Source organism: Nocardia puris (genome assembly GCF_036051655.1).
In the GTDB taxonomy this organism is placed as follows: domain Bacteria; phylum Actinomycetota; class Actinomycetes; order Mycobacteriales; family Mycobacteriaceae; genus Nocardia; species Nocardia puris.
In genome coordinates this window covers 1,170,539-1,196,940 of the sequence record NZ_CP107943.1, presented here as the reverse complement: position 1 = coordinate 1,196,940, position 26,402 = coordinate 1,170,539, and the positions used below count along the sequence as shown (strand labels likewise).

The window sequence follows — 26,402 nt, the reverse complement described above, 5'->3', positions numbered from 1 at the left end:
CCATGGCCTATTCCGCAGAACTCGACATCCGCGTCACCGACACCTCGCTGCGCGACGGATCGCATCACAAGCGGCACCAGTTCACCGCCACCGAGGTGCGCGATATCGTCGCCGCGCTCGACGGGGCGGGCGTGCCCGTCATCGAGGTCACCCACGGCGACGGGCTCGGCGGGTCCTCGTTCAACTACGGGTTCTCCAAAACCCCGGAGCAGGAACTGATCACGATCGCCGCGCAGACGGCGAAGAACGCGAAGATCGCGGTGCTCATGCTGCCCGGCGTGGGCGTCAAGGAGGACATCAAGATCTCGCAGGACAACGGCGCGTCCATCTGCCGCATCGCCACGCACTGCACCGAGGCGGACGTGTCCATCCAGCACTTCGGGCTGGCGCGCGAACTCGGGCTCGAGACCGTCGGCTTCCTGATGATGTCGCACACCCAGCCGCCGGAGTTCCTGGCGAAGCAGGCGCGCATCATGGCCGACGCGGGCTGCCAGTGCGTGTACATCGTGGACTCGGCGGGCGCCCTTGTGCTGGACCAGGTCTCGGATCGGGTGGCCGCGCTGGTCGCCGAACTCGGGTCCGACGCGCAGGTGGGTTTCCACGGTCACGAGAACCTCGATCTCGCGGTCGCCAACTCCGTCTACGCCATTCGCGCCGGCGCCACCCAGATCGACGGCAGCGCACGGCGTTTCGGCGCGGGCGCAGGTAATACGCCGGTCGAGGCGCTGGTCGGGGTGTGCGACAAGCTCGGCATCTCCACCGGCATCGACTTCTTCGCTATCGCCGACGCCGCCGAGGACGTGGTGCGCCCCGCCATGCCGCAGGAATGCCTGCTGGATCGCCAGGCGCTCATGATGGGCTACGCCGGGGTCTATTCCAGCTTCCTCAAGCACGCCGAGCGCCAGGCCGAGCGCTACGGGGTGTCGGCGGCGGAGATGCTGGTACGGGCCGGTCAGCGCAAGCTGGTCGGTGGGCAGGAGGATCAGCTCATCGATATCGCGCTCGAGTTGCAGCGGGAGAAGAACACCGTGCCCGCGTGAGGTCAGGTGTCCCGCGTTCGGCGCGGGGTGTACCGAGCAGGCCGCGAATCGTTCTGGTTCGCGGCCTGTTTCGTTGGTGGGCGTGGATCTCAGAGGCGGGTTTCGGGGACGGCGGTGATCATCCCGCCGTCCACCAGGATGTCCTGGCCGTTGACATAGGCCGCGTCGGGGGACGCCAGGTACGCGATCGTCGCGGCGACGTCCTCCGAAGTGCCCAGGCGGGCGGCCGGAACCACGGCGATGGCGGCGGATTTCGCTGCGGCGGAGACGTTTTCGCGGTACGAGGGCGTCTCGATGTAGCCGGGGGAGACCGAGTTGACGCGGATGCGCCGCGGGGCGAGTTCGGCGGCGAGCGTGCGGGCGAGGTTGTGGACCGCGGCCTTGGTCGCCGAGTAGAGCGCGGCGCCCTGGACGCCGCGGTGCAGCGCCCACGACGCGTTGAGCACGATGGCGGCGTGGTCGGGCAGCAGCGGCAGCGCCTTCTGCACCGTGAAGAACACGCCCTTGAAGTTGATGCCGACGACGCGGTCGAACTCGTCCTCGGTGACCTCGGCGGAGGGCTGGAACGAGCCGATGCCCGCGTTGGCGACCAGCACGTCCAGGCGGTCGAAGCGCGCGCGGATCGCGGTGGTGAGCGCGTCCAGGTCGGCGGGGTCGGCCACGTCGCCGCGCACGGCGAGCACCCGATCGCCCAGTTCCTCGGCCGTCGCGTCCAGCTTGCGCTGGTCCCTGCCGGTCACGATCACCTGCGCGCCCTCGGCGTGCAGGCGCCGCGCGGTCGCCAGGCCGATACCGCTGGTCGCGCCCGTCACCAGGGCGATCTTGTCGTCGAATCGGTTACCCACCGCCGGTCCTCCATTCAGTTTGAATGTACGAGAACCTACGTACTGTTCGAGTGTTCGTCAACAGTCGAGCTATCGTGAGCGTCATGTTGGCGAATCATCCGGACCGCGACCAGATCCAGTTGGCGAACGTCCTGGCCGCCCTGGGCAATCCGGTCCGCCTGCGCATCCTGGCCACCCTCGCCGACGGCGCCGAACACACCTGCGGCTCGATCCTGCCCGGCATGGCGAAATCCACCCTCACCCACCACTGGCGCGTCCTGCGCGACGCCGGCGTCATCCGCCAGATCATCGCCGGCCGCGAGCACCACCTCTCCCTCCGTCACGAAGACCTAGAAGCCCGCTTCCCCGGCCTCCTCCCCGCCCTGCTGGCGGCTGCCGGCGGAGAAGGGATTGCTTCGCCGCCTGCCCCTTGAGGAGCGGGCAGCCCCGGGCTGGCTGATATGTCGTCAACGACATATATGCTCGGTTTGTGGATCCGCTGTATTCGATCGAGATCGAACCGGAGGTTCGGGTCTGGCTGGAGTCGTTGCCGGCCAAGCACTTCCTCAAAGTGGAGGAATACGTCGGGTTGCTCGCCGACCGCGCGACAACGTTGGGCGAGCCGTTCTCTCGATATCTCGGCGACGGGGTTCGTGAACTACGGCCGACCATCGACGGTGCTGCGATTCGGATCACCTAATGGTTCAGGCCTGATCGGACGATTGTGCTTCTCCCTACCTTCAGAAAGACGAAGGACCGTGAAGACGCGGAGGTGAAACGAGCTATCAAGGCGCGAATGACGTGCGAAGCCGAGCATGGGCGTGCGCACGACGAATTCATTCGTGTGATCGACCGAGGAGAGTTGTGATGCCACATACCCGTTGGACCGGATTGCGCGGGGATGCTTCGGCCGAAGCGTCAGCTGTCGCGGAGGTTCGGGCCGAGATCCGGCTCGCCATGGCGCTGGCCGAGGCCATCTATGTGCGACGTACCGAACTCGGGCTCACGCAGGCCGAGCTGGCCGAGCGTGCCGGGCTGACGCAGGCCAAGATTTCGCGGATCGAGGGTTCCGACGCGGTGCCGACTCTGCCCCTGCTGGCGAAGCTGGCTCGCGCGTTGGACGCTTCGCTCAATATCGCCATCGACGAGGATGATTCTCGGGTGGAGTTGGTGCCGCATCACCGTGCGGCATGAGGGCGTTCGGGTGGCTTCTTGTGCGGGGCGGTGCTCGCGGAGTAGGAGTTACTCATGAGTAATGTTCTTGTGGTGGGTGGGACCGGGGCGTTGGGCAGACAGATCGTGCCATTGCTGCGGGCGAAGGGGCACGAGGTTCGGGTGCTGTCGCGGCGGGCGGGCGCGGGGACGCACGTGGGGGATCTGACGACGGGGGAGGGTTTGGCCGCGGCGGTCGACGGGGTGGATTCGGTGATCCACGCGGCCAGTGATTTCCGGAAGTCGGGGCGGCTGGATCCGAAGCAGACCGAGAACCTGCTGGCCGCGTCGGGATCTGTCGGGCACTTCCTGTACGTGTCGATCGTCGGCATCGAGCATTTCCCGCTGCGGTACTACCGGAACAAAGTCGCCTGCGAGAATCTGGTGCTGAAAAGCGCTGTGCCGCATACGATTCTGCGCGCCACCCAGTTCCACGAGCTGATCGGCGCGGTATTGCGCGCCGTGGAGCGCTGGCCGATCGCCCCGCTGCCCACCGACTTCCGCTTCCAGCCGGTCGCCACCGAGGACGTCGCCGCCCGCATCGCCGACCTCATCGCCGGCCAGCCCCTGGGCCGCGCTCCCGACATCGGCGGCCCGGAGGTCTTCACCCTCGCCGAACTGGCGCAAACCTGGCGCGCCTCCCGCCCCGGCCCCCGCCGCATCCTGCGCACCCCACTCCCCGGCCGCATCGCCCGCGCCTACCGCGAGGGCCGCAACACCTGCCCCGACCACGCCGACGGCACCCGCACCTGGTCGGAATACGTCGCCGGAAATCCCTCCGACGTTTACTTCGGCCGATCCTGAACCCCTAGCGACCCAATAGAATTCAACCGGTGCTCGAACTCCGCTCCGCAGTCGCGACAGGGGGCGGCTGCGGAGCGGAGACCCACCGAGACGTCGCTCCGGCCCGAAAGACCGGCCGGCCGAACAACACTCAGCCGCCCGCTCGTCTCCGCGGCAGGGGGATTCGGCGGAACAGGACGTACAGGATCACGCCGAGTGCCGCGCCGACGCCGAGGCCCACGCAGACGGCGAAGGCGCGGACGAAGTAGCCCACGCCCGAGGTGTGGAAGAGTTCGATGACCAGCCCCTGGTAGACGATGAGACCGGGGAGAAGGGCGCCGGTGATGCCGACGAGGGCCAGTGCGGTCATGGGCAGGCGCAGCAGGTCGGAGCACGCGGCGGCGGCGAAACCGAGGGCGGCCGCGGCGATCGGGCCGGACCACTCCGACGGCATGTTGCCCGCGTGGATGAGGGTCTGGTTGACGGCGGCCGTCAGCAGTCCGGCTCCGGCCGCGGGCAGTAGCAGATCGCGCCCGCCGCCGTTGAAGACCGCGTTGCCGAGCGCGCCGAGGATCGAGAACCCGATCGCCAGCCGGAGCGACAGCTGCGGCAGCGTGGGATCGATCGGATCGCCGAACGAAAAGCGTTGCGAGAAGGCCAGAACCAGCGCGCCGCCCAATGTGATCCCGCCGACCACGAGCAGCGCCGACGCCGCCCGAGCCAGCGCGGCGACCCCGTCGGAGCTGACCGCGTCGATGGCGGTGGACACCAGCTGCGGCATCGGCACCAGCAGCACCCAGTTGGTGGCGATGAGCACCGCCGTGTCGGTCAGTGTGATCGCGCCCGCCACGTGCAGCAGCCCGCCCAGCGCGGCCGCGAACGCGGTCTGTACGGCCACGCCGTAGAGGCGCGGTATCGCCAGCCGCCCGAGTCCGCGCCCCAGCGCGTATACCGGCGGGAGCACGACGGCGGCGGCCACCGCGGCCTTGGCCGTGCCGCCCACTTGGAGCGCGATGCACAGCGCCAGCAGCGAACCTCCGAACGGCAGGAACCACCACGGCCACGGCAGCGGTCCGCGCTCGGCGTCGGCGAGCATCCGCCGCGCGGTGTCGGGGTCGGTCCCGGAGAGGGTCACCTCGCGCGCCACGTTCTTCAACCGCTTCATCCGGTCGCAGTCGAAGGCGTCGATGGTCGAGGCGGCCGCCGTCCTGGTGAGCGCCTGCCCGTCGGCGCACAGGTATTCGAGGGTGACGGTGCGCCCGATCCCCACCACGGTGATCCGCTCCAACCCCATCGCCGCCCCGCACAACCGCACGGTCTGCGTCATCGGATCGGTCGCGTACCCGGATTCGAGCATGGCGGTCGCGAGCTTGACCAGGAAATCCAGCGACGCCCACGTCCGCCGCCGCTCGTCCTCGCCCATGCGCCGAATCTAGAGCCGGACGGCCGCGAGGTATGCGCACCACGCCGCACGATCGCGTACCCGCCGGGTTCTTCCTGGAACGACACCCGCCTCGGCGCGGATCGGTGAGGATTCACCACCCGAGCGGAGTCCCCGCGCTCACAACCAGGTGTCGAGCGTGGTGGTGGTAAGGAAGTGCTCGAGGTCGGCGCGCCACGGGGCCGGTGTGGTCTTCTCCGGTTCGATCGCCGTGTACTGCCCCCGGTAGAAGAGCAGGGGCCTGCCGGAGTCCGTGGACTCCGACAGGGCCCGCACGCGGCCGATCACGATGTAGTGATCGCCGCCGTCGACGACGCTGTCCACGGTGCACTGGATGGTGGCCAGCGCGTCGTCCAGGAGCGGGAGCTCCAGGTCCGAAGCGCGCCAGTCGATTCCGGCGAACTTGTCGGATTCGCGGGAGCCGAAGCGCGCGCAGACGGGTTGCTGTTCCTCGGCGAGGATGTTGACGCAGAACCGCCCCGACTTCTCGATCGCCGCCCACGAGCGCGACGCCTTGGTGGGGCAGAACAGCACCAGCGGCGGCTCCAGCGAGAGCGCCGCGAACGACTGGCAGGCGAACCCGACGGGCGCGCCCGCCTCGTCGAAGGTGGTGATCACCGTGATCCCGGTGCAGAACTGCCCCAGCACGTTGCGGAACCGGCGCGGATCGATCTCGGGATTCGCCTCGGTGGTCACGTCCATCTCCGTACCTCGTCGCGTGTCACTGCTGCCGCTGGCCGACCGTGAAGTCGTGACCCCACAGGCTCACCGCGGTGGATTCCCGCGCGATCCAGTCGTGATCGTCGACTTCCAGTCCCTCGCAACCGAATTCGACGTCGAATCCGCCGGGGGTCTTCATGTAGAACGAGAGCATCTTGTCGTTCACGTGCCGCCCGAGCGTGGCCGACATCTTCACCTTCCGGCGCAGCGCCCGGTCCAGGCACAGGCCCACGTCGTCGGCGTTCTCGACCTCGAGCATGAGGTGCACGATCCCGCTCGGCGTCGGCATCGGCAGGAACGCCAGCGAATGGTGGCGCGGGTTGCAGCCGAAGAACCGCAACCAGGCCGGTTCGCCGTCGGCGGGCCTGCCCACCATCTGCGGTGGCAGCCGCATGGAGTCGCGCAGCCGGAAGCCGAGCACGTCGCGGTAGAAGGTCAGCGCGGCCGCGTCGTCGGAGGTGCTGAGCACCACGTGCCCGAGTCCCTGCTCCTCGGTGACGAACCGGTGCCCGTAGGGGCTCACCACCCGCCGATGTTCCAGCGCCACACCGTGGAACGCCTCGAGCGTGTTGCCGGACGGGTCCTCGAACCGGATCAGCTCGTAGACGCGCCGGTCGGCCTTCTCGGCCGCGCTGCCCTCCTTGTAGGGCACGCCCGCGGCGTCGAGCCGGTCCCGGATGTCTTGCAGCTCTCCGGCGTTGGCGGTCTCCCAGCCGGAGACCTGGAGCCGGTCGTGCTCGCCGGGCACGATCACCAGTCGCGCCGGGAACTCGTCCATGCGCAGGTAGAGAGCATTCGGGTCGCCGCCCTTGCCCTCCACCATGCCGAGCACCTTGAGGCCGTATTCGCGCCAGGCCGCCATATCGGTGGCCTCGATGCGCAGGTAGCCGAGCGATCGAATGCCCATGGTCATTTCTCCTGAATCTGCGCCGGCGTCCCCGCCCGGTCGCGCCGAAGTGCGGCTGCGCGAGTGTCGCTCATCGGCGCTCCTTGCCGCTCCCGGACAGGAAGTCCGTTGCCAGCCGGTTGAATTCGTCGAACTTCTCCAGCTGCGCCCAGTGCCCGCAGCCGCCGAACACGTGCAGCTGCACGCGCGGGATCATCTTCGTCGCCAGGATCGCGCCGTCGAGCGGGTTGACCCGGTCCTCGCGGCCCCAGATGAGCAGCACCGGCTGACGCAGCTTGTAGGCGTCGCGCCAGAGCATGCCGAGCTCGAAATCGGGTCCGGAGAACGACTTACCCATCGCGCGGGTCGCGGCCAGCGACTCCGGCGTGTTCGCCGAGGCGAACCGCTCGTCGATCAGTTCCTCGGTGATCAGCTTCTGGTCGAACACCATGATCCGCAGGAACGCTTCGAGATTCGCCCTGGTGGGCTCGAAGTTGAAGCGCGACAGCAACTTCACGCCCTCGGTGGGATCGGGCGCGAACGCGTTGACGCTGAGCCCGCCGGGCCCCATCAGCACGAGCCGCCCCGCGCGGTCGGGGTAGTCCAGCGCGAACCGCACCGCCGCGCCGCCGCCCAGCGAATTACCCAGCAGGTGTACGCGTTCGGTGACGCCGAGGTGGTCGAGCAGATCCTTCAGCGCCGAGGCCGAGTGCGAGAAGTACTGCGGATGGTCGACGGGCTTGTCGGACTCGCCGAACCCCGGCTGGTCGACGGCGAGCACGTGGAAGTGCCGCGCCAGCACCGGGATATTGCGCGCGAAGTTCGACCACGACGACGCGCCCGGCCCGCCGCCGTGCAGCAGCACGATGGTGGGCCCGTTGCCGGTGCCCGCCTCGTGGTAGTGCAGCTTCAGGTCGGGGCGCACCTGCGCGTAGCGCGAGGTGGATTCGTAGGTGAGTTCCTCGGTCGCGGTCATCACACCATCCCGTCGGTGACCGGCAGGCCGAACTCGTGGGTGCCGTACATGACGTAGGCGCGCTCGGGATCGTTGGCCGCGTGCACCCGGCCCGCGTGCGCGTCGCGCCAGAACCGTTGCAGCGGAGTGCTGTCGGCCAGCGCGGTCGCGCCCGACGCCTCGAACAGCTTGTCGATCGACGCGATCGCCCGCCCGGTGGCGCGCACCTGATCGCGACGCGCCCGCACCCGCAGGTCGAACGGAACTTCCTTGCCCGCCCGCAACAGTGCGTATTCCTCGGCCACGTTGCCCGAGAGCTGGCGCCACGCGGCGTCGATATCGCTGGACGCCTCGGCCACGCGCACCTTGGTGAACGGATCGTCCTTGGCCTGCTCGCCGGCGTAGGCGGCGCGCACCCGCTTGCCCTGGTGCTCGACGTGCGCGGCGTACGCGCCGTAGGCCATGCCGACGATCGGCGTGGAGATGGTGGTGGGATGGATGGTGCCCCACGGCATCTTGTACACGGGGTCCGTGTTCTGTTCCAGGCCCGGCGATTTCAGCTCGTTCATGGTCCGCATGCTCAGGAAGCGGTGCCGGGGCACGAAGACGTCCTTCACCACGAGCGTGTTGGAACCGGTGCCGCGCAGGCCGACCACGTGCCAGACGTCGTCGATCTCGTAGTCCGAGCGCGGGATGAGGAAGCTGCCGAAATCGACGGGCTTGCCGTCCTTGATCACCGGGCCGCCCACGAAGGTCCAGTCGGCGTGACCCGACCCCGACGACCAGGCCCACGAGCCGCTCACCCGGTAGCCGCCGTCCACCACGGTGCCCGCGCCCATCGGGGCGTAGGACGAGGAGATGCGGACCTCGTTGTCCTCACCCCACACGTCCTGCTGGGCCTGCTGATCGAACAGGGCGAGGTGCCAGTTGTGCACGCCGATGATGCCCGCGACCCATCCGGTGGAGCCGCAGGCGGAGGCGATCTTGCGGACCGTGTCGTAGAAGACGACCGGGTCGGCGGCCAGTCCGCCCCACTGCTTGGGCTGGAGTAGCCGGAAGAAGCCAGCCGCCTGGAGCGCCTTGATGGATTCCTCGGGGATCTGGCGCAGGTTCTCGGTCTCCTGCGCGCGCTCGCGCAGGGTCGGCAACAGCGCTTCGATCCGCTCGGTCACTTCTTGCGTCATCTCGGGACCTGCTCCTGCCTGGTCGGATTGGTAACCGGTACTCATTTGCCTCTGAGACTAGAACAGGTTCTTATTTATGTCGAGAACCTGTGTTCATCCCAGGTCGTGGATGGGCCCGTGCAGGAAGTGGCCGGAATCGCTGGCATGGAACGCGACATTTTTGTAACGTGTTCTAGTACCGAAGGAGGAGGAAGCGCGATGGCTGTTACCCCGAAGGTCCGCGAGCTCGATGTGGGCTCCGCGCCGACCCGTTACGCGAGGGGATGGCATTGCCTCGGTCTGGCCAAGACCTACCGCGACGGGAAGCCGCACGCGGTCAACGTGTTCGGCACCAAGCTGGTGATCTGGGCCGACGGCAGCGGTGAGCTGCGGGTGCTCGACGCCTACTGCCGGCATATGGGCGGCGATTTGAGCATGGGCGAGGTCAAGGGCGACGACATCGCCTGCCCGTTCCACGATTGGCGCTGGTCGGGCACCACGGGCAAATGCACCGCGATCCCCTACGCGCGGCGGGTGCCGCCGCTGGCGCGCACGCGCAAGTGGATCACCCTCGAACGCAACGGGCAGTTGTTCGTCTGGCACGACCACGAGAACAACCCGCCCCCGCCGGAGATCACCATTCCGCACATCGAGGGCCCCTACACCACCGCCGACGGCAGCCCCAGCGAAGAGCTGGACAGCGGGTGGACGGACTGGACCTGGAACTCGATGCTCATCGAGGGCGCCAACTGCCGCGAGATCATCGACAACGTGGTGGACATGGCCCACTTCTTCTACATCCACTTCGCGTTCCCGACGTACTTCAAGAACGTCTTCGAGGGGCATATCGCCACCCAGTTCCTGGAGACCAAGGGCAGGCCCGACATCGGCATGGCGTCGAAGTACGGGGGCGACACGCTGCTGAAATCGGAGGCGTCGTACTTCGGGCCGTCGTACATGATCAACCCTTTGATCAACATCTACAGCGGCTACGAGGTCAAGAGCGTCCTGATCAACTGCCACTACCCGGTGACGCAGGATTCGTTCGTGTTGCAGTGGGGCATCACGCTGGAGAAGCCCAAGGGCGTCGACGGCGAGATGGCCGACAAGCTGGCCGAGAAGATGACCGAGGGCATCAGCGTCGGATTCCTCCAGGACGTGGAGATCTGGAAGCACAAGTCCAAGGTCGAGAATCCGCTGCTGTGCGAGGAGGACGGACCGGTCTACCAGCTGCGCCGCTGGTACGACCAGTTCTACGTGGACGCGGCCGAGGTGACCGAGAAGATGACCCAGCGCTTCGAGTTCGAGGTGGACACCACCAAGGCCAACGAGGCGTGGGAGGCCGAGGTCGCCGAGAACCTGCGGCGCAAGGCCGAGGCCGACGCGGCCGCCGAAGCGGAGGCCGGTGTCTGATGGCCGCGACCTGGGCCAAAGCGCCGGATTTCGCCGATCAGCCCGCCCGGCGGGCGGCGGTGCAGGCCCAGACCGTGGTCGACAAGCGCCACTATCTGGAGGAGGGGCTGACGCCGCTGCGGTGTCAGTCGTGCAGTGCGGAGGTGCTGGTGCGCAAGTCCAGTTCGCACCAGACCTCCGTGCAGTGGAAGGAACCTCCCCAGACCCACTGCCCGGTGTTCGCGAAATTGTGCGCGAACGGCAATGCCCCTGGACGGCCGGAGTCGTGCCCGCAGTTGGACAAGACCATCAAATGGGCCGTGGACGAAGGCGTCATCGAGGTGCCGAAGTAGTCAGTCGAGGCGGAAGTCGGCGAACTCGAACCCCGGCGAGACTATGCAGCTCACGAGGACGTACTCCGCACCGAGGGGGCGGGCCGACTGGCTGGTCCCGCCCGGCACCACCGCCTGCAACACCTGACCGCGCTCGATATCGGGTCCGAGGATGACCTCCTCACCGCCGATATCGAGCGCGAGCGGGCCGCCCCGATGCCACAACCACAGCTCGTCCGAGACCACGGTGTGCGGTGCGGACCGCTCGTCCGGCATCAGCAAGAAGTAGATCGCCGTGCCGGCCGACCGCTTGCCCGCGTAGCCCGGTGGATCGAATTCCACCGGGCTACGCCATGTTTGGCGGTACCAGCCGCCTTCCGGATGCGGTTGCAGATCCAGGGCTTCGGCCAAAGGCGGGCGTTCGTCGGTCATCCCGCGACTATGCCGGGTACGCCGCGCCGGCGCGAGGTGAAGGCGGGCGTGTCAGCGGGGTTCTTCGATGCGCCAGCTCAGGCCGTACGTCGCGAGACTGTCGAGGAATGCGGCGGGGTCGACGAGTTCGGCCGGGGCGAGCGCGCCGGGCTTCGCGCCGCCGCGGGCCAGGCGCACCGCGATCTCGACGGCGAGCAGGGCGGTGTCGCGGTAGGAGTCGAGGCCGCTGAACACGCCGCGGACCGTGCGGTCCGGGCCGTGGGCGTCCACGATCACGTCGTAGCGCAGGTCGGCGTCCGGAGCGTCGGGGAGCTGCGCGATGAGCTCCTCGGTGAACGAGCCGAGGGTGGCGAGGATGGCGCTGGAGAGCACGCCCGTCACCGAGGCGACCTCGGAGTGGCGGGGGACGGTGACGACCGGCGGCTGCGGGAATTTTCCTACGGGGATGGGGGATTCGGCACCGGGCAGGGTGAGTTCGGTGCGGTCGGACGGGCCGGTGCTCAGCGCGCCGTCCGCGTAGTGCCAGCCGCCCGTGCGGAACCAGTCCAGGCTCGCGAACACCGTTGCGGCGCTGCCCTTCGAGCCGTTGCCGCCGCTCTTGCTGTGGTGGCTGATCACCAGGTCGGCCGGGCCGTCGAGGCGGCGGGCGACGAGGTGGGCGAGCAGGTCGGCGGGCACGTTGTTGTCGGTGGCGCCCGGGACGAGGGTGACGCCCGCCGCCTCCGCCGCGGGGCTCTCGTCCAGGACCTGCCTGAGGAAGACCTGTTCGCCGGAGAGGTCGGTGTAGTGCGCGCCCGCCTCGATGGCGGCGCGCACCACGGGGGCGCCGTTGTCGACGTAGGCGGAGAGGGAACTGATCACGGCGTCGGCGCCGGTGAAGGCGGTGAGGAGGGCGCGGTGGTCGTCGAGTGTGGCGACGCGGATGTCGGGGTCGGTGAGGCCCGCCGCGTGGGCGGCCTGACGGAGGCGGGATTCGCTGCGGCCCACCAGGATCGGGGTGGCGCCGCGGCGGTGCAGGTCGGCGAGGATGTAGCCGCCGGTATGGCCGGTGGGGCCGTAGACGGCGATGGTGGGGTTCTGCGTTGTCATGAGGACGAATTTATGACCGTGCGTCGAGCTTTTGAATGGCTCAAATACTCACAATCATGTCTTGAACACTCACGCGATGCGCGTATCGTGAGCGGTGTGGATATCTTGAGCGAGACCATCGCCGCGATCCGGACCGGGCATCCGGCGTCCGGTATGTTCGTCCGGCACGCGCCGTGGGGGCGGCGGTATCCGGTGGTGCCTGGCGCGAGCTTCCATGTGGTGCTGCGCGGTTCGTGCTGGCTGGTGCCGCCGAGCGGCGCGCCGATCGAGCTCGGAGCGGGTGATGTGGTGTTCATGCCGCGCGGGGCGGATCACGATCTGCTCGACGGGCTCGACACGCCGGTGACCGAGGTCGCTCGGCCCGGCGAGCCCCGCGAACGTTCAGGTCCCGGGTTGCGTACCGAACTACTTTGCGGCGCTTACGAACTCGGCATGCAGCGCTCGCATCCGCTGTTGGACGAACTGCCCGAGTTTCTCCACTTTCCCGCGCGGCCGGGGCGGCATCCGGCGCTGCGAGCGGCGATCGACCTGCTCGCCGCCGAGGTGGGGGAGCCGCGCCAGGGCAGTGACGCCGCGGTGCCCGCGCTGCTCGAGACCATGCTGCTGTTCCTGCTGCGCGCCTGGTTCGAGGAGCGTACGTCGGATCGGCCGACGGGGTGGGCGGGCGCCTTCGCCGACCCAGCGGTGGCGGCCGCGCTGCGCGCCGTGCACGAGGACCCGGCGCGCGCCTGGACCATCGCCGACCTGAGCGCCGTGGCGGGAGTCTCTCGCGCCACCCTGGCCCGGCGCTTCGGCGCGACCATCGGCGAACCGCCGCTCGCCTACGTCACGCGCTGGCGCCTGCTGACCGCCGCCCGCTTGCTCCGCGACACCGACGCGCCTCTCGGCGCCATCGCCCGAAAGGTCGGCTACACCTCGGAATTCGCGTTCGCCAAAGCGTTCAAACGCCGGTACGGCCGAGCGCCCGGGAGGTATCGCCGCCCCGAAGCTTCGACGCCGCTGATGGCGGTGTGATGGTGGTGATCGCGGACAACTCCTGTTGTGGCGGTGGAATTCGAGCCGACCCGTTAATGGCGGTCTGGTTCGGGCAGGTTGTCGCCGGTGGTGAGCCAGCGGTGCGGCTGACCGGTGACGGCGACGATGTGGTCGAAGTCGTGGTCGCGGTGCAGGAGGGTGAGACCGCGCAGTTCCGCCGTCGCGGCGAGCACCAGGTCGACCGGGCCTGCGCCGCGGTGCATGCCGCGGGCCGTCAGCTCGGCTTGGACTTCCCACGCTCGCTCGAAGGCGCGGTCATCGATCGGCTCCCACCCGAAGATCAGTCGCATGTCCTCGATCGCGCGGGCACGGTCGGCGCCGGAGCGTGCGCTGCGGAAGAACTCGAGTTCGACGATCGGGCACAGCGCGATCAGGCCCGCGACCGCCGCGCGCTGCCACGCGAAGACCGACGGGTCCTGGCGCATGATCGGGACCAGCGCACTGGTGTCGATCAGGAACCGCGCGGCACTCACCGACGGTAATCACGCTTGTGCTCGAGCGCGTCGAGATCGAATGCGCCGTCGGCCACCGCATCTTGGATGCGCGTCAAAGCCAGTGCGCGGCGGCGCGATTCGAGCACTTCCCGCAACGCCGCGTGCACGGTGTCCTTCTTCGTGCTGGTCCCCAGTTCCTTGGACACATCGGCGACCAGCTGGTCGTCCAGGTCGATCACGGTCCGCGCCATTGCCCACCTCCGGATATCTTGACGTATATCAACTGTATCAGTGAAGATATACGGACGGGTGGATGGTTGACAGAAGGGGGAGAGTCATGGTTTCGATGTACGCGATTACGTACAGTGGGTGCACGCGGCCGATCAGCATTACGGAAGCGCGGGCCAACCTGGCAGCGGTTCTCGACAGTGTCACCGACGACCTCGAGGAAGTGGTGATCACGCGAGCGGGTCGTGAGTCCGCGGTGGTCATCTCGCTGCGCGAGTACGAGGCGTTGAAGGAGACGGCGCATCTGCTCGGGAACGCCGCGAACGCGCGCCATTTGATGCGATCCATCGCCGAACACCGTGCGGGTGAAGCGGTTCCACACGAGCTGATCGAGGTCGACGAGAGCCCGTCGGAGTGAGGATCACCTTCACTCCGTCCGCGTGGGCGGAGTACCTGTGGTGGCAGGTTCATGACAAGCAGACGCTCAGGCGGCTCAATCGCCTGAGCGAGGACATCGGCCGTAACGGCTACGAGGGGATCGGTAAGCCCGAGCCGCTGCGGCACGATCTGGCTGGATACTGGTCACGACGTGTTACCTCCGAACACCGGATCGTCTACGCGATCGAAGGCGACACGGTGGTGATCGTCGCTTGCCGCTACCACTACGAGTGAGTGGTAGCGGGTCAGCTGAAGGGGGTGGTGGGGCGGGGTTCGAGGACGCCGTCGATCCAGATGTCTACTTTTTCGTTGTAGAAGCAGGCGAGGCCGGCGATCTTCTGGCTTTCCGGGAAGGGGGCGCGGTAGGTCCAGACGATGTCGGGGTGGTCGGTGCCGTTGATGTGGGCGGTCCAGTAGTCGGCGGTTCCCTTGTAGGGGCATTGGGAGTGGGTTTCGGAGGGGTGGAGCAGGTCCATGCGGATGTCGGTCAGTGGGAGGTAATACCGTGCGGGGAGGCCGGTTTCGAAGAGGATGCGGGGTGAATGGGAGTCGGCGACCGTCACGCCGTCGATCTCCACGCGCACGTGGCGGGAGCTGGCGAGGATGTCGACGCGCGAGTACGGATCGCGCGGGTGCACGTAGACCGGCTCGTCCTCCTCGAACCACTCGTCCATGGCGTTCCAGTCCAGGCGCACCAGATCCCGCAACTGGGGCAGCGGGGAGTCCGGGTGGCGCAGCGCCGCACCGTCGGCCGTCACGCCGTCGACGGTCACGTCGTGCACCACGCCGTCGCCGCGGCTGGGGGAGCGCACCGTCGCACCGTTCGGCTTCAGCTCGGCGCGCACGTCCTCGGCGGGGATGTAATACGTCGGGTAGTACGGAACTTCCCACACCAGCACCGGTCGCGCGGTGTCGGCCACCAGGCGCCCACTCAGATAGGCCCGGACCCGCTTCTGACTGCTCGCGACCTTCACGCGCCCGCGCTGCTCCTCGGTCATACTTCTCGACGGTACGCCGCCGCTGAGGAGTTCAACGACCTGCAGGACGACTTCGCCGCGGCGGGCAGCGAGATCGAAACGGTAGCCCGCGAAGCCATCGCCGAGGAGTTCTGGTTCGTGGCCGACGCCTACGGCTTCGCCGACGCCGATATCGAGGAACTGATCGCACCCCGCGACTGGTAGCGGACTGCGGCTATAGGCGCCGGGCAGTCGGGGCCTGCGGCCCATATCGGGTCCGCACCAGGCGAGCGGGCCGCCCGTCACAGACAACCGCCGGGCTCGCGTATCGCGAGCCCGGCGGGAAAGAACCGCGCTCAGTCGCCGACGGTGATCGCCTGCGCCTCCTCCACGCTGTGCGGCGCCGGATCGTGATCGTCGATGTGGGCGAGGGCGGTGCGTCCGGCGATCAGCACCAGCACGGCCCCGGCGGTGCAGACCGCACCCACCCAGAACGGCAGGGCGACCATGTGCTCGCCGAGCTTGCCCGCCAGCCACGGCGCCGCGGCGCCGCCGGCGAACCGGACGAAGCTGTAGGCGGCCGAGGCGGTCGACCGCTCCACGGGCGCCGAGATCATCACGGCCTCGGTGATCAGCGTGTTGTTCACGCCGAGGAACAGGCCGGCGATCACGGTGCCCGCGATCAGCACCGCCTTGCTCTCGGCGAACATCGCCATCACGGCCAGGTCGGCGGCGAACAGCGCCAGCGACAGCACCATCATCGGCAGCGTCCCGAACCGCCGCTGCAAACGCGGCGCGAGGAACACCGAAGCGACGGCCAGCAGCACACCCCAGCCGCAGAAGATGAAGCCGATCGCGTACGTGCCCATATCGAGCGGGAACGGTGTGTAGGCCAGCAGAGTGAAGAAGCCGAAGTTGTAGAGCAGCGCGGTGAGGCTCACGACCAGCAGTCCGCGGTGCCGCAGCGCCTTGAACGGCGCGGTGATCGACGTGGGGTGCGCGGGCTTCGGGCTCTCGGGCAGCAGCACCACGATGCTGACGAACGCGATGGCCATCAGCACGGACACGCCGAAGAACGGCCCGCGCCAGCTGATTCCGCCGAGCAGGCCGCCGACCAGCGGCCCGGTCGCGATGCCGATGCCCAGCGCCGCCTCGTACAGGATGATGGCGCGCGCCACGCCGCCGCTGGCCGCTCCGACGATGGTGGCCAGCGCGGTCGCGATGAACAGCGCGTTGCCCAGACCCCAGCCCGCGCGGAAGCCGACGATCTGGGCGACCGTATCGGACAGACCCGCCAGCGCCGCGAACACCACGATGATGGCCAGACCCGCCAGCAGCGTCTTCTTCGCGCCGAACCGGCTCGACACCACACCCGTCACCAGCATGGCGAGGCCGGTGACCAGCATGTAGCTGGTGAACAGCAGCGACACCTGGGACGGCGAGGCGTTCAGTTGCTCACCGATCGGCTTGAGAATCGGATCCACCAGCCCGATCCCCATGAAGGCGATCACGCTGGCGAACGCGACGGCCCACACGGCCTTCGGCTGTTTGGCGGATGCGGACGCGCCGGCGTCGGCGCGGGATGTGGTCAACGTGCTCATCGGTTTTCCCTCGACGGATAGTGCCGGGGCGCGGTCTTCTTCAGCGCTTCCAGCAGTTCGTTCAGATCGGTTTCCATTCGCGCGAGTCGTTCGACATCGAAGTCGGCGAGCCGGGCGACCAGGGCGGCGCCGTAGGCGGCGCGCGCCCTGGCCAGCCGTTCACGTCCGGCCGGGGTGAGGGTGACCAGGACGGCCCTGGAGTCGTCCGGGTCCTTGGTCCGCGTCGCGAATCCTTCGTCGACGAGCTTGCCGAGCAGCGCCGTTGCCGCGGGCTGTGAGCATCGGTCGATCCTGGCGAATTCGCTGACCCGCAGCGCGTCGTGTTCGTCGAGCACCGCGAGGGCTCGCAGCACGGCGCGCGGGAGGTCGTCGTCGCTGATCACCCCGGCCAGCCGGGTCAGCCTGCCCGCCGTGACGAGGATGTCGACCACGATGTCGTCCGCTGAGTTCACTGGGGCCCGCTGCACGCAGATTATTATTACATAAGCTAACTATCTAAATCGCGTGAGGTGGGCCACGACACGGCGAACGCCCCGGCCGAGAAGGAGGAAGGCCGGGGCGTCCGCGGGACCGCTAGGCAGAGTGAGCCAGCGGACGTGGTGGGGTGCCGAAGAGTTCGGTGGTGGCGTGGGCGCGCTTGAAGTAGAGGTGGGCGTCGTGCTCCCAGGTGATCGCGATGCCGCCGTGGAGCTGGACGGTCTCGGCGGTGATCGCGGTGATCGCCTCCGAGCAGTGGCGGCGGGCGGCCCACACGTCCTCGGCGGCCGAGGGCAGGGATTCGGCGACCGCCGTGGCGGCGGCCCGGGCGGTGGATGTCGCCGACTCCGCGAGCACGTACATATCGGCCATGCGGTGCTTGAGGGCTTGGAAGCTGCCGATGGGGCGGCCGAACTGGACCCGGGATTTCGTGTACTCGACCGTCATGGCGAGGCAGTGCTCGGCGGCGCCGACCTGTTCGGCGGCCACTGCGGCCCAGGCGGTTTCGCGCAGCCGGGCGATGGTGGCCGCCGGATCGGCGGTGCCGAGCGCGCGGCCGTTGACGCCCTCGAAGGTGATCTCGGCGAGTTTGCGGGTGGGGTCCATCGTCGCGACGGCGCGGCGGGTGACGCCGGATGCGTCGGGGGAGACCTCGAACAGTCCCGCGTCGGTGACGACGATCAGGGTGTGGGCGTGCGCGCCGTCGAGCACGTAATGGGCGGTGCCGTCGAGCTTTTCGCCGTCGCTGTGGACGCCGGGCTCGTCCCAGCCGTCGGCGCCGGCCCAGCACACGGCCACCGTCGTGGTGCCCTCGGCGACGCCGGGCAGCAGGCGCGCGCAGGCCTCGGCATCACCGGAGAGCAGGATCGCCCGCGCGCCGAGCACGGCCGAGCCGAGCATCGGCACACCGGCCAGCACGCGGCCCAATTCGCCCACCACCAACAGGGATTCGGCCAAGGATGCGCCGAACCCGCCGTACTCCTCGGGAATCGCCAGGCCCGCCACGCCGATCTGCTCGCACAGCAGCCGCCACAGCTTCGGGTCGTAGCCCAGGTCGGTCTCCATCGCGGCCCGCAGCGCGTCGCGCCCGGCGTGCTTGGTGAGCAGGCCGCGCACCGAGGCGATCAGTTCCCGCTGTTCAGTCGTGGTCATGGGTCACCTCACGGCTCTCGGTCTCAGTGGTCTCGCACTCGGTCGCCGTCCACGCCGACCAGCGGAAGGCCGACGCGTCGCCGCCCAGCGACGCACCCCAGCTCATCGCGCACCTCGGGCGACGCGAAGGTTCCTCACGCCGACCCCCGTTCCGCGCGCAGCGCTGCGGCGATGCGGCCCCGGTGGAAATCGGCTGTCCCCCAGGCGGACTGGAGGGCGGTCACCTTCGTCAACCAGAGCGAGAGGTCGTATTCGGCCGTGTAGCCGATGGCCCCGTGTACCTGGAGCGCCGCGCGGGCCGCGGTGTGCGCGGCATCGGCGCAGGCCAGGGCAGCCGCGGACACGTCGCGGGCGCGGGTCGGTTCGGCCAGGGTGAGGGCGGCGCGGAACAGCAGGGGTTCGGCGAGGTCGAGCGCGATGAGGACGTCGGCGAGCTTCTGCTTCACCGCCTGGAATTCACCGATCGGCTTGCCGAACTGCTTGCGCTGCTTGGCGTATTCGGTGGCGGCGTGCAACAGCGCGCGGCCCGCGCCGAGCAGTTGGGCGGCGGCCGCCAGCGCGCCGGTGTCGAACGCGAGCGCCCCCGCCTCGGCGACGGTGTCGCCCTCCGCGACCACCGCGCCCGGCGTGAGGCGGAACAGCCTGCGCGCCGGATCGACCGAGCGCACCGGCTCGCCGACCTCGCCGAGCGTGACGCGAGCGCCGTCCACGATCAGCACCGGGTTCGCGATATCGGCGTCCAGCGCGAGGTGTTCGCCGCCGAGCGCGACCGTGCCGAGGGTGCCCTCGGCGATCGCGGGCAACCATCGGTCCGGCTCCGGAAGCGCTTGCAGCAGAGCGGGTATCGCGGCGGCGGTCTCCACCAGCGGCCCCGGTGCGGCGGCGCGGCCGATCTCGAGGAACGCGACCACGAGGTCGATCGGTTCCGCGCCGACCCCGCCGTGTTCCTCGGCGATCCCGAGCCCGAACACCCCGGCCTCCGCCAACTGACGGGCGAGGGCGAGTCCCGGGCCGGTGTCGCCACTCGCCCACGCGCGCACCGCGGCGGGTGTTCGGCCCGCGTCGAGCAATTTGCGCACGCTGGCGGCGAAATCGAGCTGTTCCGGGCTGAGTGCGAATCTCATCGGCGTGCCCCCGTGGGTCGTCCGAGCCGCGGCTCGGGGTGTGGTGCGGGTCTGGTGCGGCCCGTCAGCGGACGGTTGTTCGGGGATGTCCGGTCTCTCATCGCCCACCCCTCGGCAGTCCCAGCAGGCGCTCGGCGATGATGTTGCGCTGGATCTCGTTGGTGCCCGCGTAGATCGGGCCCGAGAGGGAGAACAGGTAGCCGTCGGTCCACCGGCCCGCCTGTTCGGCGGCCGAACCCAGGATGTCCAAGGCGGTTTCGTGCAGGTCGATGTCGAGCTCCGACCAGAACACCTTGGTGATGGACGATTCCGCGCCCAGCTTGCCGCCCTCGTTCAGCCGGGTGACCGTGCCGAACGTGTGCAGCCGGTACGCCTCGCTGCGCACCCAGGCGTCCACCACGGCGTCACGCTGCGCAGTATTCGCGGTATCACCGGATTCGAGCCACAGGTCGGTCAACCGGCGCGCGGTCGCGCAGAAGCGCCCCGGGCTGCGCAGCGAGAGCCCGCGCTCGTTGCTGGACGTGCTCATGGCCACCCGCCAGCCTTCACCGGGCGCGCCGATCACGTCACGGTCGGGGACGAACACGTCGTCGAGGAAGATCTCGGCGAAGCCGGGCTCGCCGTCGAGCTGCGGAATCGGCCGCACCGATACGCCTTCGGCGGTGAGCGGGAACATCACGTAGGTCAGGCCCTTGTGGCGCTCGGCCTCCGGATCGCTGCGGAACAGTCCGAATGCCCAGTCCGCGAACGCCGCTCGCGAACTCCAGGTCTTCTGCCCGCTCAGCAGCCAGCCGCCCTCGGCGCGCCGCGCCGTCGACCGGATACCGGCCAGATCGCTGCCCGCCTCCGGCTCTGACCACGCCTGGGCCCAGATGTCGTCACCGCGCGCCATACGAGGCATGATCCGCGCCAGCTGTTCTGGTGTGCCGTGTTCGAAAAGGGTTGGGGCCAGCAGGAAGATGCCGTTCTGGCTGACCCGTCCCGGCGCGCCCGCGGCGTAGTACTCCTCCTCGAACAGCACCCACTCGAGCAGCGACGCGTCGCGTCCGCCGTATTCGCGCGGCCACGACACCACCGAGAACCGGGCGTCGGCCAGCGTGCGCTCCCAGTCGCGATGCGCTTCGAACCCGGCCTTGGTGTCCATGGAAGGCAAAGGGGCCGAGGGTTTTTCGGCGGCCAGGAAGGCGCGGACCTCCCGCTGGAAATCCCGTGCCGCCGCGTCCAGATCCAGATCCACTACGTCGTCCCGTTCTGCTCGGCCGCGCTCGCGGCCTTCATGGTCTTGGCGTTCATGCCGCCGAGGGAATCCGCGCCGACCTCGGCGTTGTGCGCGTGCGCGAAGTGGTGCAGGCCGAACACCGAGTCCATGCCGGTGCGCATCCCCATCAGGTCCTCGGCCTGGTTCACCGCCTTCTTGGTGAGCGCGAGCCCGAAACGCGGCATGGCGGCGATCTTCTCGGCCAGCGCCAGGGTCTCGGCCTCGAGCTGGTCGCGCGGCACGACGCGGTTCACCATCCCCCACTCCTTGGCCTGCGCCGCGCCGAACCGGTCGCCGGTGAACAGGAACTCCTTGGCCGCGCGCGGACCCATCACCCACGGGTGCGCGAAGTACTCCACGCCCGGAATGCCCATCCGCACCACGGGATCGGAGAAGAAGGCGTCGTCGGAGGCGATGATCAGATCGCACACCCAGGCGAGCATGAGCCCGCCCGCGATACACGCGCCCTGCACCATCGCGATGGTGGGCTTGGGGATTTCGCGCCAGCGGCGGCACATGCCGAGGTACACCTCGGTCTCGCGCGCGAAACGCTGGTCGCCGCCCGCCTTGTCGACGTGGTCCCACCACAGCGTGGCCTTGTTCGGGTAGCGCACGTGGTGGTCGCGGCCGGGCGTGCCGATGTCGTGGCCGGCGCTGAAGTGTTTTCCGTTGCCCGCCAACACGATCACGCCCACTTCGTCGTCCTCGACGGCGCGCTCGAAGGCGGCGTCGAGGGCGTAGGTCATCACCGAGTTCTGCGCGTTGCGGTAGCCGGGCCGGTTCAGCGTGACGATCGCGATCCGGCCGCGCCGCTCGTAGGTGACGACCTCGCCCTCGTCCGGAACCCCGGCGTGCTGGTCTGTCATCAGGACTTCTCCTCACGTAGTTGACGCTTGAGCACCTTGCCCGCGGCGCTGTAGGGCAGCTGGTCGCGGAACTCGACGAAGCGCGGCACCTTGAAATTGGCCAGCACCGACCCCGCGTGCGTGAGCACCTGGTCCTCGGTGAGCGTCGCACCGGGCTTGCGCACTACGAAGACCTTGCCCACCTCGCCCATCCGGGTGTCGGGCACGCCGACCACCGCCGATTCGGCCACGCCGTCCAGCCGCGCGAGCGCCTGCTCCACCTCGGCCGGGTAGACGTTGAACCCGCCGGAGATGTACATGTCCTTGAGCCTGTCGGTGATCTTCAGGTAGCCGCGTTCGTCCAGGGTGCCGACGTCGCCGGTGTGCAGCCAGCCCTCGGCGTCGATGGCCTCGGCGGTGGCCTCCGGATCGTCCAGGTAGCCGAGCATGACGTTCGGCCCGCGCAGCAGTACCTCGCCGGCGTCGCCGAGTTTCAACTCGAAACCGGCGATGGGGCGGCCGCAGGTGGTGGCGATGGTCTCGGCGTCGTCGTCGGCGCGGCACATGGTGCCGAAGCCCGCGGCCTCGGAGAGCCCGTAACCCGTGATGACGACGTCGAATTCGAGTTCCGAGCGCATCCGCTCGACCAGCACCACCGGCACCGTGGCCGCGCCGGTCACGGCGATCCGCAGGGAGCTCAGGTCGTAGGCATCGCGGTCGGGAAAGTCGAGGATGGTCTGGTAGATGGTGGGCGGGCCGGGCAGCACCGTGACCTTCTCGCGGCCGACCAGGCGCATCGTCTGCGGCACGTCGAAGGTGGCCTGCGGGATGATGGTCGCGCCGGTGACCAGGCACGCGAGGATGCCCGCCTTGTACCCGAAGTTGTGGAAAAACGGGCTGACCACCAGGTAGCGGTCGTCGCTGTTCAGGGTGGTGCACTCGGCCCACGCGCGGACGACCGACAGCGCCTGCCGGTGCGCGACGAGCGTTCCCTTGCTGCGGCCGGTGGTGCCCGAGGTGAAAAGGATGTCGGAGATGTCGTCGGGGGTGACCGATGCGGCGATGTGCTCGGTTTCCTCCACCGACACCGGTTCTGCGACGGCCGCCAGATCGGACCAATTGAGTACCGAAGGATCATCGCTCACGACAGCGCTGTCCGGCTCGACCGGAATCACGACGATGGTGTCGATACCCAATTCGGGCGCCGCCGTGCGCAATTCGCTGAGCCGGTCGCGACCGAGGAACGTTCCCGCGATGAACAACGCCTTCGCGTGGACGCGGGAGAGCACGTCGGCGGCTTCGTCGGCCACATAGCGGGTGTTCAACGGCACCAGCGCCGCCCCCGCGTAGTGCGCGGCCAGCGCGGCGATCACCCAGTGGTGGGTGTTGGGCGCCCACATGGCCACCCGGTCGCCGGGCCGCACGCCGCGCGCGACGAGCGCGCGCGCCGTCTGCTGGACGGCGGCGAGCAGCTGGTTCCAATCCAGCCGGACATCGCCGTCGGCCAGCGCGGGGGCCGTGCCGAAGGACCGCGCGGCATCGTGCAGCGCCAGCGGTGTCGTCTGTGCAGGGGTTGTCACGGGGTGTTCCTCACCGGTTCGAGTGCGCCTGTCGTCCACACCTTACAAAGCAAGTGCTTGGTAGGTTATCCTACCGGCGTGGTTGCGATCCAGACCTCAGATTCCGGCACCGCCGCCGCCGACGCGCGGTTTTCCGCCGAAGTGCGCGAGTGGCTGGCCGAGAATCTGCACGGAGAGTTCCGCGCGCTGCGCGGGTTGGGCGGTCCCGGCCGCGAACACGAGGCGTTCGAGGAGCGGCTGGCCTGGGACCGGCACCTCGCCGCGTCCGGCTGGACCTGCCTCGGCTGGCCGAAGGAGTACGGCGGGCGCGAAGCCACCGTGCGCCAGCAAGTGATCTTCCACGAGGAGTACGCCAAGGCGAACGCGCCCGCGCGCGTCTCGCACGTGGGTGAGGAACTGCTCGGCCCCACCTTGCTCGCGTTCGGCACCCAGGCGCAGAAGGACCGGTTCCTGCCGGGTATCCGGACCGTCGCCGAGCTGTGGTGCCAGGGGTATTCGGAGCCGGGCGCCGGCTCGGATCTGGCGGCCATCGGCACCGCCGCGCACCTCGACGGCGACGAGTGGTCGGTCAACGGGCAGAAGATCTGGACCTCGCTGGCGCACGTGGCGGACTGGTGCTTCGTCGTCGCGCGCACCGAGAGGGGCTCGGTGCGCCACAAGGGCCTGTCCTACCTGCTCGTTCCCATGAAACAGCCGGGCGTGGAAGTGCGCCCGATCATCCAGCTCACCGGGACCTCGGAGTTCAACGAGGTGTTCTTCGACGACGCGCGCACCGCCGCCGACCTGGTCGTCGGCGAGCCCGGCGACGGGTGGCGCATCGCCATGGGCACCCTGACCTTCGAACGCGGCATCTCCACCCTCGGCCAGCAGATCCGCTTCGCGCGCGAACTCGCCGACATCGAGGCGCTGGCCCGGCGCACCGGCGCGGCCGACGACCCCTTGATCGCCGATCGCCTGGACCGGGCGTGGGTGGGACTGCGTGTCCTGCGCGCCCACGCGCTGCGCACGATGGAGGGTGCGGGTGTGGACGACGGCGGGCAGGCGTCCGTCGCGAAACTGCTCTGGGCCAACTGGCACCGCGGGCTGGGCGAGCTGGCCATGGCCGTGCTCGGCGCGCGCGGGCTGGTGGCCGACGAGGACGACGATCTCAACGAATGGCAGCGGCTGTATCTGTTCACCCGCGCCGACACCATCTACGGAGGTTCGAACGAAGTGCAGCGCAATATCATCGCCGAGCGGGTGCTCGGGCTGCCGAGGGAGGCGCGGCCGTGAACGGGCGGGCCGTCGGGACCGAACTTCAGGCGGGCCGGAGCGAGGTGCGAGCATGAGCGGGCCGTTGTCGATCGCGCCCGAACCCATCCCCGGGCACGGACTGCTGACCGGTCGCGTCGCGGTGGTCACCGCCGCCGCCGGTACCGGGATCGGGTCGGCGACCGCGCGCAGGCTGTTGGCCGAGGGCGCCGACGTGGTGGTCTCCGACTGGCACGAACGCCGGCTCGGCGAGACCGAAGTCGAACTGAAAGGCGAGTTCCCCGACCGGCGGGTGGCCGCCATCGCCTGCGATGTGCAGAGCACCGAGCAGGTGAACGACCTGGTGCGCGGCGCGGCCGAAGCGCTGGGCCGCATCGACATCATGGTCAATAACGCCGGACTCGGCGGCGAGACGCCCGTGGTGGACATGACCGACGAGCAGTGGGACCGGGTCCTCGACATCACGCTCAACGGCACCTTCCGCTGCACGCGCGCCGCGCTCGGGTACTTCCGGTCGGCGGGGCACGGCGGTGTGATCGTCAATAACGCGAGCGTGCTCGGCTGGCGCGCGCAGTACGGGCAGGCGCACTACGCGGCCGCCAAGGCCGGCGTGATGGCGCTGACCAGGTGCAGCGCAGTCGAGGCCGCCGAGCTGGGCGTGCGCGTCAACGCGGTCGCGCCGAGCATCGCCCGGCACGCCTTTCTGGACAAGGTCAGCTCCACCGAACTGCTGGACCGACTCTCCGAGCGGGAGGCGTTCGGGCGCGCGGCCGAGCCGTGGGAGGTGGCCGCGACCATCGCCATGCTGGCCAGTGACTACACCAGTTACCTGACCGGCGAGGTCGTCTCGGTGAGCAGCCAGCGCGCCTGAGGCGATCTCGGTGAGATCGTTTCCCGGCCGCTGATCATGCTTCCGATCAGGTAAAAAGGCTGGCGTGTCGGGGGTGCGGGTGTGCCATGCTGAAAGTGGTCGGATCCCGCACTCGGAGTTAGGGGCGATCGCCATGGGCTCGGAATGCCCAGATCCCCGCGAACAACTGGAACTCGATGTGGTGAGCGAAGTCGTGCTCGCCAGGCGTCGGCTGGACAGTATGGTGCTCGCCGCGCTCACCCTCGGCGCCGAACTCATGGCGCACGAATCCGAACGGGCCACCGCCTCCCGCGCCGCGCAGATCCTCGAGGGTTTCGCCGTCGACGAGGAGGCGATCACCCGCGATCCCAAGGCCGCCCTGCGCGCCGACCTCGCGCGCGACCGCGCCCGCCTGCGCCGCATCGGCGTGGGCGGCGGCCTGTCCGAGCAGGACCGGCACCGCAGACGCCGCACCGCCCTACTCTGCGAGGTGCGCTCGGATCTGCTCGAGGTGCTGCGCCGGTGCCGGCGCGAGCGCGTCGACGGCACCGCCGTCGGCGCCGCCATCGCCCAGGGGCTGTGCGCCGCCACCGACAAGCTCGTCCTCGGCGCCGATATGACCGCCTACCAGGCGTGGCAGCGCGGCATGGTGCTGAAGATCAGCGAGGAGCCGGTGCCCTACGGTCCGCCGCGCGCGATGGCGACCGTCGACGCGGGGCCGGGGTGTGTGCCGCTGACCGTCGAATGGGATACGCCGGAGCGGCGATTGGCGCTGGTGGCGCGGATGGCGCGGGCGGGGGTCTCGCCGGTGATCATCTGCGATCGATTGCTGGCGGACCTGTCGATGTCCTCGCCCCTGCGCTACTCGCTGCGCTGAGCCTGACGCCGAGAGCCGCCGCGCTCC

Annotated in this window: 32 protein-coding genes; 14 read left to right on the top strand and 18 right to left on the bottom strand. The window is 69.1% G+C overall.

The genetic code is table 11. The annotated features are described in order from the left end of the window. Positions 1–2 precede the first annotated feature (2 nt). Entirely contained in the window at positions 3–1,040 is a 1,038-nt protein-coding gene (dmpG, locus tag OHB21_RS05140) for a 4-hydroxy-2-oxovalerate aldolase (RefSeq protein ID WP_195125280.1), read from the top strand. An 89-nt stretch (positions 1,041–1,129) separates the two neighbouring features. On the opposite strand, the gene OHB21_RS05135 is transcribed toward dmpG, so the two are convergent. Further along, positions 1,130–1,885: an SDR family NAD(P)-dependent oxidoreductase gene (locus OHB21_RS05135; RefSeq protein WP_067505446.1), complete on the bottom strand. Its 756-nt coding sequence runs from the start codon at positions 1,883–1,885 to the stop codon at positions 1,130–1,132. An 83-nt stretch (positions 1,886–1,968) separates the two neighbouring features. Here OHB21_RS05135 and OHB21_RS05130 point away from each other — a divergent pair, with 83 nt between their 5' ends. The 4 genes from OHB21_RS05130 (at position 1,969) to OHB21_RS05115 (ending at position 3,880) form a co-directional block, all read left to right on the top strand. Further along, positions 1,969–2,298, top strand: a complete 330-nt coding sequence (locus tag OHB21_RS05130; RefSeq protein ID WP_067505443.1) for an ArsR/SmtB family transcription factor — start codon at positions 1,969–1,971, stop codon at positions 2,296–2,298. Between the two features lie 56 nt (positions 2,299–2,354). Continuing rightward, positions 2,355–2,564, top strand: coding sequence for a type II toxin-antitoxin system RelE/ParE family toxin (locus tag OHB21_RS05125; protein WP_324192221.1), 210 nt, complete (start codon positions 2,355–2,357; stop codon positions 2,562–2,564). Positions 2,565–2,731: 167 nt separating this feature from the next. Next, on the top strand, positions 2,732–3,058 hold the full coding sequence (locus OHB21_RS05120) for a helix-turn-helix domain-containing protein (RefSeq protein WP_067505440.1): 327 nt from the start codon (positions 2,732–2,734) through the stop codon (positions 3,056–3,058). Positions 3,059–3,112: 54 nt separating this feature from the next. Beyond that, on the top strand, positions 3,113–3,880 hold the full coding sequence (locus tag OHB21_RS05115; RefSeq protein WP_195125281.1) for an SDR family oxidoreductase: 768 nt from the start codon (positions 3,113–3,115) through the stop codon (positions 3,878–3,880). A gap of 130 nt (positions 3,881–4,010) precedes the next feature. Here OHB21_RS05115 and OHB21_RS05110 read toward each other — a convergent pair whose 3' ends face one another. The 5 genes from OHB21_RS05110 to hsaA all read right to left on the bottom strand — a co-directional run bounded on the left by OHB21_RS05110 (position 4,011) and on the right by hsaA (position 9,045). After that, a complete protein-coding gene (locus tag OHB21_RS05110) occupies positions 4,011–5,282 on the bottom strand; it encodes a threonine/serine exporter family protein (protein ID WP_195125282.1) in 1,272 nt (423 codons plus the stop codon). Positions 5,283–5,420: 138 nt separating this feature from the next. Next, positions 5,421–6,002, bottom strand: coding sequence for a 3-hydroxy-9,10-secoandrosta-1,3,5(10)-triene-9,17-dione monooxygenase reductase subunit (hsaB, locus tag OHB21_RS05105; RefSeq protein WP_067505430.1), 582 nt, complete (start codon positions 6,000–6,002; stop codon positions 5,421–5,423). A 19-nt stretch (positions 6,003–6,021) separates the two neighbouring features. Next, complete coding sequence (gene hsaC, locus OHB21_RS05100) at positions 6,022–6,927, bottom strand: iron-dependent extradiol dioxygenase HsaC (RefSeq protein ID WP_067505595.1); 906 nt, start codon at positions 6,925–6,927, stop codon at positions 6,022–6,024. A 70-nt stretch (positions 6,928–6,997) separates the two neighbouring features. Then, complete coding sequence (gene hsaD / locus OHB21_RS05095) at positions 6,998–7,882, bottom strand: 4,5:9,10-diseco-3-hydroxy-5,9,17-trioxoandrosta-1(10),2-diene-4-oate hydrolase (RefSeq protein WP_067505427.1); 885 nt, start codon at positions 7,880–7,882, stop codon at positions 6,998–7,000. Continuing rightward, positions 7,882–9,045, bottom strand: a complete 1,164-nt coding sequence (gene hsaA / locus OHB21_RS05090; RefSeq protein WP_067505424.1) for a 3-hydroxy-9,10-secoandrosta-1,3,5(10)-triene-9,17-dione monooxygenase oxygenase subunit — start codon at positions 9,043–9,045, stop codon at positions 7,882–7,884. Before hsaA ends, hsaD begins: the two co-directional genes overlap by 1 nt. A gap of 198 nt (positions 9,046–9,243) precedes the next feature. On the opposite strand from hsaA, the gene OHB21_RS05085 reads away from it, so the two are divergent. Together OHB21_RS05085 and OHB21_RS05080 are read left to right on the top strand one after the other, a co-directional pair. Further along, the gene (locus OHB21_RS05085) at positions 9,244–10,437 is read left to right on the top strand and encodes a Rieske 2Fe-2S domain-containing protein (protein ID WP_067505421.1); all 1,194 of its coding nucleotides are present in this window, start codon (positions 9,244–9,246) and stop codon (positions 10,435–10,437) included. Next, positions 10,437–10,769, top strand: a complete 333-nt coding sequence (locus tag OHB21_RS05080) for a hypothetical protein (protein WP_084537407.1) — start codon at positions 10,437–10,439, stop codon at positions 10,767–10,769. The genes OHB21_RS05085 and OHB21_RS05080 overlap by 1 nt, the downstream gene beginning before the upstream one ends. On the opposite strand, the gene OHB21_RS05075 is transcribed toward OHB21_RS05080, so the two are convergent. Both OHB21_RS05075 and OHB21_RS05070 read right to left on the bottom strand, forming a co-directional pair. Next, positions 10,770–11,180, bottom strand: a complete 411-nt coding sequence (locus OHB21_RS05075; protein WP_067505419.1) for a cupin domain-containing protein — start codon at positions 11,178–11,180, stop codon at positions 10,770–10,772. Positions 11,181–11,231: 51 nt separating this feature from the next. Beyond that, positions 11,232–12,269 carry a saccharopine dehydrogenase NADP-binding domain-containing protein gene (locus OHB21_RS05070; RefSeq protein WP_195125283.1) on the bottom strand — a complete coding sequence of 346 codons (1,038 nt, stop codon included), beginning with the start codon at positions 12,267–12,269 and terminating at the stop codon, positions 11,232–11,234. A gap of 96 nt (positions 12,270–12,365) precedes the next feature. On the opposite strand from OHB21_RS05070, the gene OHB21_RS05065 reads away from it, so the two are divergent. Next, positions 12,366–13,283: an AraC family transcriptional regulator gene (locus tag OHB21_RS05065; protein WP_195125284.1), complete on the top strand. Its 918-nt coding sequence runs from the start codon at positions 12,366–12,368 to the stop codon at positions 13,281–13,283. 53 nt (positions 13,284–13,336) lie between these two features. Here the strand turns inward: OHB21_RS05065 and OHB21_RS05060 are convergent, their stop codons facing one another. Together OHB21_RS05060 and OHB21_RS37405 are read right to left on the bottom strand one after the other, a co-directional pair. Continuing rightward, entirely contained in the window at positions 13,337–13,777 is a 441-nt protein-coding gene (locus OHB21_RS05060) for a PIN domain nuclease (RefSeq protein WP_067505411.1), read from the bottom strand. After that, positions 13,774–13,977, bottom strand: coding sequence for a type II toxin-antitoxin system VapB family antitoxin (locus tag OHB21_RS37405; RefSeq protein WP_407675160.1), 204 nt, complete (start codon positions 13,975–13,977; stop codon positions 13,774–13,776). The genes OHB21_RS05060 and OHB21_RS37405 overlap by 4 nt, the downstream gene beginning before the upstream one ends. Before the next feature lie 98 nt (positions 13,978–14,075). On the opposite strand from OHB21_RS37405, the gene OHB21_RS05050 reads away from it, so the two are divergent. Beyond that, entirely contained in the window at positions 14,076–14,384 is a 309-nt protein-coding gene (locus OHB21_RS05050; RefSeq protein ID WP_228790233.1) for a type II toxin-antitoxin system Phd/YefM family antitoxin, read from the top strand. Beyond that, a complete protein-coding gene (locus tag OHB21_RS05045) occupies positions 14,381–14,638 on the top strand; it encodes a Txe/YoeB family addiction module toxin (RefSeq protein WP_067505405.1) in 258 nt (85 codons plus the stop codon). The genes OHB21_RS05050 and OHB21_RS05045 overlap by 4 nt, the downstream gene beginning before the upstream one ends. 11 nt (positions 14,639–14,649) lie before the next feature. Here the strand turns inward: OHB21_RS05045 and OHB21_RS05040 are convergent, their stop codons facing one another. Beyond that, a complete protein-coding gene (locus OHB21_RS05040) occupies positions 14,650–15,402 on the bottom strand; it encodes a DUF427 domain-containing protein (protein WP_195125285.1) in 753 nt (250 codons plus the stop codon). Here OHB21_RS05040 and OHB21_RS05035 point away from each other — a divergent pair. Then, positions 15,340–15,585: a DUF5713 family protein gene (locus tag OHB21_RS05035; protein ID WP_324192228.1), complete on the top strand. Its 246-nt coding sequence runs from the start codon at positions 15,340–15,342 to the stop codon at positions 15,583–15,585. The genes OHB21_RS05040 and OHB21_RS05035 overlap by 63 nt on opposite strands. Positions 15,586–15,716: 131 nt before the next feature. Here the strand turns inward: OHB21_RS05035 and OHB21_RS05030 are convergent, their stop codons facing one another. The 7 genes from OHB21_RS05030 to OHB21_RS05000 form a co-directional block, all read right to left on the bottom strand. Then, positions 15,717–16,961 (bottom strand): MFS transporter, encoded by a 1,245-nt coding sequence (locus OHB21_RS05030; protein ID WP_195125286.1) that lies wholly within the window; start codon positions 16,959–16,961, stop codon positions 15,717–15,719. Continuing rightward, positions 16,958–17,428 (bottom strand): MarR family winged helix-turn-helix transcriptional regulator, encoded by a 471-nt coding sequence (locus OHB21_RS05025; RefSeq protein ID WP_195125287.1) that lies wholly within the window; start codon positions 17,426–17,428, stop codon positions 16,958–16,960. The genes OHB21_RS05030 and OHB21_RS05025 overlap by 4 nt, the downstream gene beginning before the upstream one ends. A gap of 106 nt (positions 17,429–17,534) precedes the next feature. Then, positions 17,535–18,590, bottom strand: coding sequence for an acyl-CoA dehydrogenase family protein (locus OHB21_RS05020; RefSeq protein WP_067505393.1), 1,056 nt, complete (start codon positions 18,588–18,590; stop codon positions 17,535–17,537). Between the two features lie 134 nt (positions 18,591–18,724). Then, positions 18,725–19,714 (bottom strand): acyl-CoA dehydrogenase family protein, encoded by a 990-nt coding sequence (locus OHB21_RS05015; RefSeq protein ID WP_067505390.1) that lies wholly within the window; start codon positions 19,712–19,714, stop codon positions 18,725–18,727. A 97-nt stretch (positions 19,715–19,811) separates the two neighbouring features. Then, entirely contained in the window at positions 19,812–20,951 is a 1,140-nt protein-coding gene (locus tag OHB21_RS05010; RefSeq protein WP_067505387.1) for an acyl-CoA dehydrogenase family protein, read from the bottom strand. After that, positions 20,951–21,838: an enoyl-CoA hydratase gene (locus OHB21_RS05005; RefSeq protein ID WP_067505384.1), complete on the bottom strand. Its 888-nt coding sequence runs from the start codon at positions 21,836–21,838 to the stop codon at positions 20,951–20,953. The genes OHB21_RS05010 and OHB21_RS05005 overlap by 1 nt, the downstream gene beginning before the upstream one ends. Next, positions 21,838–23,397 (bottom strand): FadD3 family acyl-CoA ligase, encoded by a 1,560-nt coding sequence (locus OHB21_RS05000; RefSeq protein WP_195125288.1) that lies wholly within the window; start codon positions 23,395–23,397, stop codon positions 21,838–21,840. The genes OHB21_RS05005 and OHB21_RS05000 overlap by 1 nt, the downstream gene beginning before the upstream one ends. A gap of 78 nt (positions 23,398–23,475) precedes the next feature. On the opposite strand from OHB21_RS05000, the gene OHB21_RS04995 reads away from it, so the two are divergent. The 3 genes from OHB21_RS04995 to OHB21_RS04985 all read left to right on the top strand — a co-directional run bounded on the left by OHB21_RS04995 (position 23,476) and on the right by OHB21_RS04985 (position 26,375). Next, the gene (locus OHB21_RS04995) at positions 23,476–24,669 is read left to right on the top strand and encodes an acyl-CoA dehydrogenase family protein (RefSeq protein WP_195125289.1); all 1,194 of its coding nucleotides are present in this window, start codon (positions 23,476–23,478) and stop codon (positions 24,667–24,669) included. A gap of 52 nt (positions 24,670–24,721) precedes the next feature. Continuing rightward, entirely contained in the window at positions 24,722–25,519 is a 798-nt protein-coding gene (locus OHB21_RS04990) for an SDR family oxidoreductase (protein ID WP_067505375.1), read from the top strand. Positions 25,520–25,652: 133 nt separating this feature from the next. Then, positions 25,653–26,375 carry a hypothetical protein gene (locus OHB21_RS04985; protein ID WP_067505372.1) on the top strand — a complete coding sequence of 241 codons (723 nt, stop codon included), beginning with the start codon at positions 25,653–25,655 and terminating at the stop codon, positions 26,373–26,375. The last annotated feature ends 27 nt before the right edge of the window (positions 26,376–26,402 follow it).